General features: G+C 38.4%; 5 protein-coding genes. 2 read left to right on the top strand and 3 right to left on the bottom strand.

Annotated features, from left to right (window positions below; genetic code table 11):
* Positions 1 to 286: 286 nt before the first annotated feature.
* A complete protein-coding gene (gene gppA, locus GQR38_RS14980) occupies positions 287 to 1,780 on the bottom strand; it encodes a guanosine-5'-triphosphate,3'-diphosphate diphosphatase (protein WP_007580584.1) in 1,494 nt (497 codons plus the stop codon).
* Between the two features lie 43 nt (positions 1,781 to 1,823).
* Positions 1,824 to 3,101 (bottom strand): ATP-dependent RNA helicase RhlB, encoded by a 1,278-nt coding sequence (gene rhlB, locus GQR38_RS14975; protein ID WP_002960940.1) that lies wholly within the window; start codon positions 3,099 to 3,101, stop codon positions 1,824 to 1,826.
* A gap of 91 nt (positions 3,102 to 3,192) precedes the next feature.
* Here rhlB and trxA point away from each other — a divergent pair, with 91 nt between their 5' ends.
* Positions 3,193 to 3,519 carry a thioredoxin TrxA gene (gene trxA / locus GQR38_RS14970; protein ID WP_002960942.1) on the top strand — a complete coding sequence of 109 codons (327 nt, stop codon included), beginning with the start codon at positions 3,193 to 3,195 and terminating at the stop codon, positions 3,517 to 3,519.
* Between the two features lie 185 nt (positions 3,520 to 3,704).
* Positions 3,705 to 4,964: a transcription termination factor Rho gene (gene rho / locus GQR38_RS14965; protein WP_002960945.1), complete on the top strand. Its 1,260-nt coding sequence runs from the start codon at positions 3,705 to 3,707 to the stop codon at positions 4,962 to 4,964.
* A gap of 63 nt (positions 4,965 to 5,027) precedes the next feature.
* Here rho and GQR38_RS14960 read toward each other — a convergent pair whose 3' ends face one another.
* The gene (locus GQR38_RS14960; RefSeq protein ID WP_165722716.1) at positions 5,028 to 7,847 is read right to left on the bottom strand and encodes an ATP-binding protein; all 2,820 of its coding nucleotides are present in this window, start codon (positions 7,845 to 7,847) and stop codon (positions 5,028 to 5,030) included.
* Positions 7,848 to 7,903 lie beyond the last annotated feature (56 nt).

Raw genomic sequence — 7,903 nt, 5'->3', positions numbered from 1 at the left:
AAACTTTATCTCGCTAGGGCTGCGCATATTACGCTTTCCTATTTTTTTGTCAATACTTAAATTTAAACTTTCTAAAAAGATTCAATCTAAGTTTTACTTAACACCCTGAGTTGTTCGTGCCTCGCTATGTGTTGGCGTTTCCCGTCTCAGTGGGGTCGCATTATAGGGAGATCCGAAAACAGATCAACCCTTTTTTGAAGAAAACTTGAAATAATGTGCTGTTCGCACATATTTGCATCGAAATGGTTACTTTAAACACTAAAAAGGCCCTGATGGGCCTTTTTAATTAGTTTACTATGAGCTTCCACCCAAGTTTACCTTGCTGTTTAGACTCTTGTTGTAGCTCGCTGGCCATTAATGGATGATCTTTTAACCAGTTACTTTCAAACTTAAGGTCTAACACTTCATTTTTAGCAGTTAACTCAAACATAGGCAGTACATCATCTTGTCTGCGCATTGATAAGATGACTGCTATCCGTAGTAATCTCACTATATATTGCGCCAATAGACTATTTACGCCGAGTGAATTAAAACAGCCTTTTGGAAAATCAGAACGATGCGCATCTGCTACCGCTACTATTAATTTATGCTCTGACTGTGAAAAACCAGGCATATCGGTATTTTCCAAAATATAAGCGGTGTGTTTATGGTACTGCTTATATTCTATTAGTAATCCAATCTCATGAAGCTGCGCTACCGCTTTTAATAGTGGTAACCCATTTAAACGTTCAATTGGCCAATCTTTATCAATACTTACCGCTAACTGCATAGCTAAGCTTGAAACCCGACACGCTTGTTTTTGATCAACGTGATAACGACTCATAAACCCATCAACTGTGCGTTTACGAATGTCGTTATTATGAAACTCCGGAACCATGCTATATAAAACGCCTTCACGCAGTGCTCCACCCGCCAATCCCATTTTTTCTATTTCAAGAGATTCAAATAGTGCGATTAAGATTGCGAGCCCTGATACAAATACCAGTCGACGGTCTTCACTTAATCCAGGAAGGTCTAGCGCTGCAATAGTGCTAAATGCAATTGCTTGCTCTTTTATAGTGTTGAGCTTTTCAAGCGTAAGTAAATCGTCAAGATTTTGAGCGACCATAATTTCTTGAATTGCTTGCACTGTGCCAGAAGCACCAGATGCAATTTGCCATCCCGCTGTTTTATATTCTGGAGAAATTTCATCAATGACTGTACGAGCTGCTTTTATGGCTGCGTTAAAGTTACTCTTACTTAATTGGCAGTCTTTGAAATAGCGTTCAAGATAGGTAACACACCCCATATTGAGGCTTTTGTAATGTAAGGCATCAAATGCTTTACCAATTACAACTTCGGTACTTGCACCACCAATGTCAATAACAAGCTGTTTGCCAGTACAAGATGAAGTATGAGCAACACCTTTATAAATTGTACGCGCTTCTAATTCTCCGCTAATAACATTAATGTTATGGCCAAGAATCTTTTCTGCATGATTTTTGAATACTTCGGCGTTAGTTGCTAACCGTAAGGTGGCTGTTGCTACTATGGTGATGTTTTTATCTGGGATATCTTGTAGACGCTCAGCAAAAAGGGCAAGGCATTCCCAGCCTCGCTGCATTGCTTCAGTGCTCAATACGTTATCTTTATCAAGCCCTGCGGCTAATCGGACTTTGCGTTTAACACGTCCAATTGTTTGTAGACCGCCAGCAATTGATTTGGCTATAAGCATATGAAAGCTATTTGAGCCCAAATCAATAACTGCGTACACATTTTTTTGCGGTTTAAGTTGCCCCACCGTTCAAAAACCTCTAGTTACTACTACTTATACAAACGGTCGTTTACGACCGTCCTTTTTGGTAACTATTATTTGGGCGACGTCCGCTGTTATTACTACGGTTACGTGGACCTGTTGAATAGTTGCGCTTTCTTTGAATAATAGGCTGAGTTAAATCATCTAGCAATGCTGTTTTATCATAATGTGATAAAGGAATGCTGTGCTCTATATATTCTTCAATTTCATGCAGGTTATATGCATATTGCTCACATGCAAAACTAATTGCGTGGCCTGATGCACCAGCGCGGCCAGTACGACCAATACGGTGAACATAATCTTCACAATCGTCAGGTAAATCAAAGTTAAATACATGACTTACTTCTGGAATATGAAGACCACGCGCTGCAACATCAGTCGCAACTAAAAAGTCTAAGTCGCCTTTGCTAAACTGCGCTAATATAGTTTGGCGTTTTTTCTGGTTAACATCACCAGTAAGCATACCTACACGATGACCGTCTGACTTAAGCCAAGCATATACTGTTTCACAACTGTGCTTGGTATTTGCAAACACGATTGCTTTCTCTGGCCATTCTTCTTCAATTAAGGTTAACAACAGCTTAATTTTATCTTCTTGCGAAGGATGAAATAGCTCTTCTTGAATACGTTTACCCGTTTTAACGTCAGGTTCAATTTGAACATGTTCTGGGTTTGTCATGTGCTCAAAAGCTAATTCTTGTACGCGATACGATAATGTGGCAGAAAATAATAAGTTTAAACGCTTTGATGTATCTGGCATACGATCGAACATATAGCGAATATCTTTGATAAAACCTAAATCGAACATACGATCAGCTTCGTCAAGCACGACTACCTCAATTTCATTAAGGGTGTAACAGCCTTGCTTATACAGATCAATTAGACGACCTGTAGTACCAATTAAAATATCAACGCCTTTTTCTAGTTGTGCACGTTGTTTTTCGTAATCTTCGCCACCATATACTAAACCTAAGTTAAGATTACAGTGCGGCGCTAAAATTTTAGCATCTTTGTGTATCTGAATCGCAAGCTCCCGAGTAGGGGCCATGATCAGGGCTCTTGGATGTTTACTAGGTGCTTTGCTAGATTGTAATAACCGATGGCACGTGGCAGTTAGAAACGCCAACGTTTTGCCTGTACCTGTTTGAGCTTGGCCCGCGATATCGCGTCCATCACAAATAAAAGGTAGGCATTTTGCTTGAATAGGTGTGCAATATTCAAACCCATTCTCGGTTAAACCGGCAACCACTTCCGGTGCGATAGCAAAGTCTGAAAACTTTTTATCGGTTAAATGTGTCTTAGTCATAGCGTTTAAGCATAACGTTTAAACTTGCAATAAGAAACAAGAGTGTTTAAATACGCACTAAATATTTCGCCTAACTAAATCGGAGAGCGCAATGAGCGAGAAAATAATCCAAATTACTGACGATAGCTTTGAAGCTGACGTATTACAATCTGACAAACCAGTACTAGTAGATTTCTGGGCTGAATGGTGTGGACCTTGTAAAATGATCGCCCCTATTCTTCACGAAGTTGCTGATGAATACGACAGCCGTGTGACTGTTGCTAAATTAAACATTGACCAAAATGCTGGCACACCGCCAAAATTTGGTATTCGTGGTATCCCTACTTTACTTCTTTTTAAAGATGGTCAAGTAGCTGCAACGAAAGTAGGTGCTCTTTCAAAAACTCAACTTATTGAGTTTTTAGAAAACAACATCTAACTGTAAGCTAGAACAATAAAAAGGGCTTTTTGCCCTTTTTTAAATTTATTTTGTATAAAGACTGGACGCTTTGCCAGTGAACTGCTAGTTTATAAAGCCAACTAATCCTTAGTTATATTCAACAAACCTCACTCAACGATCAAAGCGATTTTGAGTATGACAACTGTAATAAAGAACCCACCAATATGCATTTACGCGAATTAAAAGACAAGTCCATTAAAGAGCTTGTAGACTTAGCTGAGTCCATGGGGCTCGAAAACGTAGCCCGCTTAAGAAAGCAAGATATCATTTTTGCCATTCTTAAATCCCATGCCAAAGGCGGAGAGAATATCTTCGGCGGCGGTGTATTAGAGATTTTACAAGATGGTTTCGGCTTCTTAAGATCATCAGAAGCCTCTTACTTAGCTGGCCCAGATGACATTTATGTTTCACCTAGCCAAATTCGCCGTTTCAGCATGCGTACTGGCGATTCAATTTCAGGTCTTATTCGTCCACCTAAAGACGGTGAACGTTACTTTGCTTTACTTAAAGTAAATGAAGTTAACTTTGATAAACCTGAAAACTCTCGAACTAAAATTCTTTTTGAAAACCTTACTCCATTACATGCAAACGAACGTTTTCGCATGGAACGTGGTAACGGCAGTAAAGAAGATATTACAGCCCGTGTACTTGATTTAGCATCTCCTATTGGCCGCGGCCAACGTGGTTTGTTAGTAGCTCCGCCAAAAGCGGGTAAAACAATGCTACTTCAAAATATTGCACAATCAATTACGCACAATCATCCTGATGTAACATTAATGGTTTTACTTATTGATGAACGTCCGGAAGAAGTAACAGAGATGCAACGCCTAGTTAAAGGTGAAGTTATTGCATCAACGTTTGATGAACCAGCTTCTCGTCACGTACAAGTTGCCGAAATGGTTATCGAAAAAGCAAAACGCCTAGTTGAACATAAAAAAGATGTTGTTATCTTATTGGATTCAATCACTCGTTTAGCACGTGCTTATAACACCGTTATTCCTTCATCAGGTAAAGTACTTACTGGTGGTGTTGACGCTAACGCATTACATAAACCTAAGCGCTTCTTTGGTGCTGCACGTAACGTTGAGGAAGGTGGTAGCTTAACAATCATAGCTACAGCTCTTATCGATACTGGCTCTAAAATGGATGAAGTTATCTACGAAGAGTTTAAAGGTACTGGTAACATGGAACTTCACCTTAACCGTAAAATTGCGGAAAGACGTGTATTCCCAGCTATCGACTTTAACCGCTCAGGTACTCGTCGTGAAGAATTACTAACAAAACCAGATGAACTTCAAAAGCTTTGGATTTTACGTAAAATTGTTCATGACATGTCAGAAATTGATGCAATGGAATTCTTAATCGATAAACTATCGATGAGCAAAACCAATGATGAATTTTTTGATTCGATGAGACGCCAATAAAAGCGTTTTAATTGAATAAAAAAGCGCCTTAGGCGCTTTTTTTGTGTCTGGATTAAATACAGTTTAACTTTCATTATACTTTTTAAGTACACCCTGCAGCGTATCAACGAGCGCTTTAAAGTCATTTGCACTGCTTTTTTTGCTTCTGCGTAGAAGTGCTCTGTCTAAATTTTTAGCCGATTGCGCAATTTCATCCAAACCAAACATTTGTGCAGCCCCTAAAATGCGATGGCTATCTTTTTGTAGCGCATCTAAATCTTCGCTTATAAAATGCTGCGTAATCGTTTCACTCTCCAAAGCAAAGCTCTGCTTGAAACTAATCACAAGATCGCTCATATCAACTTCATTTTGCTTTGTAATTGGCTGATCTTCTGCATTATGTAGGTGACTAGAAAGCGCTTTATAAAATGACTCTTTGTCTATCGGTTTACCTAAGTAACCAGTAAACCCTAACTCTAAATAACCATCCACTTCATGACTCATAGCATTTGCTGTTAAAGCAAAAATAGGTCGCTCAAAACCACATTGTTTTAATAGCTGAAAAGCAGAACGCCCATCCATCACTGGCATTTGAATATCGAGCAATACCAAATCTGGATATTCTTTTAAGCACTGCTCTACCGCTTGCTCACCATTTTCAACAGCAATAACCTCGAGTCCCATTGAGCGTAAATAACGACTTATTAACCTACGATTATCAGGATGATCTTCCGCAAGTACGACACGACCTGCCAATTGCTTATTTGCCTTAGGAGCACTTTGAGTTTCAATCATGCTTTGCGATTTATTTACTTCTGCGCACGGTAAAAAGAACGAAAACTGACTGCCCTTTTTGTATTCGCTTTGTACGCTGATATAACCACCCATCATCGCAGCTAATTGTTGCGATAAGCTAAGGCCTAACCCTGTACCACCAAAGCGACGGCTAATGCTGTTATCAGCTTGGCTAAAGCATTCAAAAATAAGCTTTAACTGTTTAGAGCTCATACCAATACCGGTATCTTTTACAATAATAACTAGTCCTTGCTCACTCTTATTTAATGCAATAATGATCTGCCCAGAATGAGTAAACTTAATAGCATTTGCACATAAGTTTATAAGAATCTGCTTTACGCGTATTAAATCCAGCTTAGTGTAAAACTCATTACCCACTTGATTGTCTAAAATAAGATGTAGATTTTTTGCTTTTGCTTGGGTGATAAACATTGCGTGCACATCATTTACGAGCTCTACAATATCAAAGCACGAAATATTTAACTCTAATCTATTGGCTTCAATTTTACTTAAATCAAGTACATCATTTATTAAGCTTTTTAAATGGTCACTGTGACGCTGAATTACTCTTAATTCATCTTTAAGTGACTCAGGCTCATATAATTCATTAATCAAAGCATCTGTTTGCCCTAAAATAGCCGTTAGTGGAGTGCGAATTTCGTGACTAATATTAGCCAAAAACTGGCTTTTAACATCGTTGGCTTCTCTCAGCTCTTGTGCAATTGCCTGCAACTCTGCGGTACGTTGCGTAACTTGTTCTGTTAACTGCTGCTTAGCGCGTTTTTCTGCACCACGGCGATAAAGCGCAATACCAGTTACGACAACTAAAAGTAATAGTAAAAAAGAGAATAAAGTAAGCTGAGAACGCTGCGACATTTTTAGCTCTTGCACACGGCGATCTTGCTTAAGTTTTTCTATCTCTTGGTTTAATTGCGTTGCTTTAAATTGATGCTGAAGTACCGCTAGTGCATTTATAATTGCCGTACTTCTGAGCTTTCGCAACTCACTAATATATTTTTGTTGCAAAGCCATTGCGCTTGAATAATCGCCTTTACTGGCTTCAAGAAGTGCTTTGGCCCCTAAGCTCTCTCTAATTATTCGCTCACTACCATATTCATGAGCAAGTAAAATAGCTCTATCTAAATTTATTTGCGCCTCTTCTAAGTTACCCTTAACAAACTGAATTTTAGCCAGCGCATGTAGCGCATTAAGCTCTAAATTATGATTATCTATTTTAAGGGCGTAGTACTCACCTAATTTAGCTTGCTCGTACGCTTCATCCACTTTTTTTAATACTAAATTAGTGTTAGCTAAATTTGTATATTGTGTAGATAACTTATTGTAATCATTAGCTGAAATATAATAGCGCAGCGCTAGCTGATAATAATGCAGTGCTAAGTCAAATTGATTACTCTCCATATGGGCAACACCCATATTGTTATATACCTGCGCAATACCGCTTTTATCATCTAATCGTTGATAAACCTTAAGTACATCTTGATAAAGACCAAACGCACTATCGTAGCGTGATAAGCGTATATAAACGCCTGCTATATTAAGTAGTATATCGGTTTTATCTTGCTCACTGCCGTACGCCTCGTAGATAGCTTTTGCTTTTAAATAAAACTCTAGGGTATCGCCTAGCTTATTCATATTAAAATAGGCCAAACCAATATTATTTAATAAGTTTGCCTGCTCTAGTAATTGCTTATTCTTTTCTGCTAATGCTAGGGTACGGGTATATTCAATAATCGCTTTTTGAAATAAGCCTTGATAAAAAAGTACAACACCTTGCATTTTAATTGCACGAAAGTGCTCATCAGGGAAGAAAGTATCCGAAGTATGTTGTTCGAGTAATTTAAAGTAATGTAATGAGTCTTTAAAATTATCAACCGATAACGCAGTATTACCCAATGCCGAATAAACAGCGACACGCTCCTTTTTGGAGGCATTTTTATTAGCAAGTAGCATGTTTGCTAATTGTAATTTAGGCTCCCACTGCACTTCGTTTTTGAATTGCTCAAATAACGAATCATTATTTTGGGCATAGCTAGGAGCTATTAGTACACAGCATATAGTAAATAAGAGGCATTTTAACTTGCCCAGCATAATTTTAATCCTTCAAACCGTTACTTATATCAGTGTAATCTTTATTGAAGATACAC

This window comes from Pseudoalteromonas sp. c7(2019), assembly GCF_011378625.1.
Lineage (GTDB): Bacteria > Pseudomonadota > Gammaproteobacteria > Enterobacterales > Alteromonadaceae > Pseudoalteromonas > Pseudoalteromonas arctica.
This window is presented reverse-complemented; position numbering and strand designations above follow the sequence as displayed.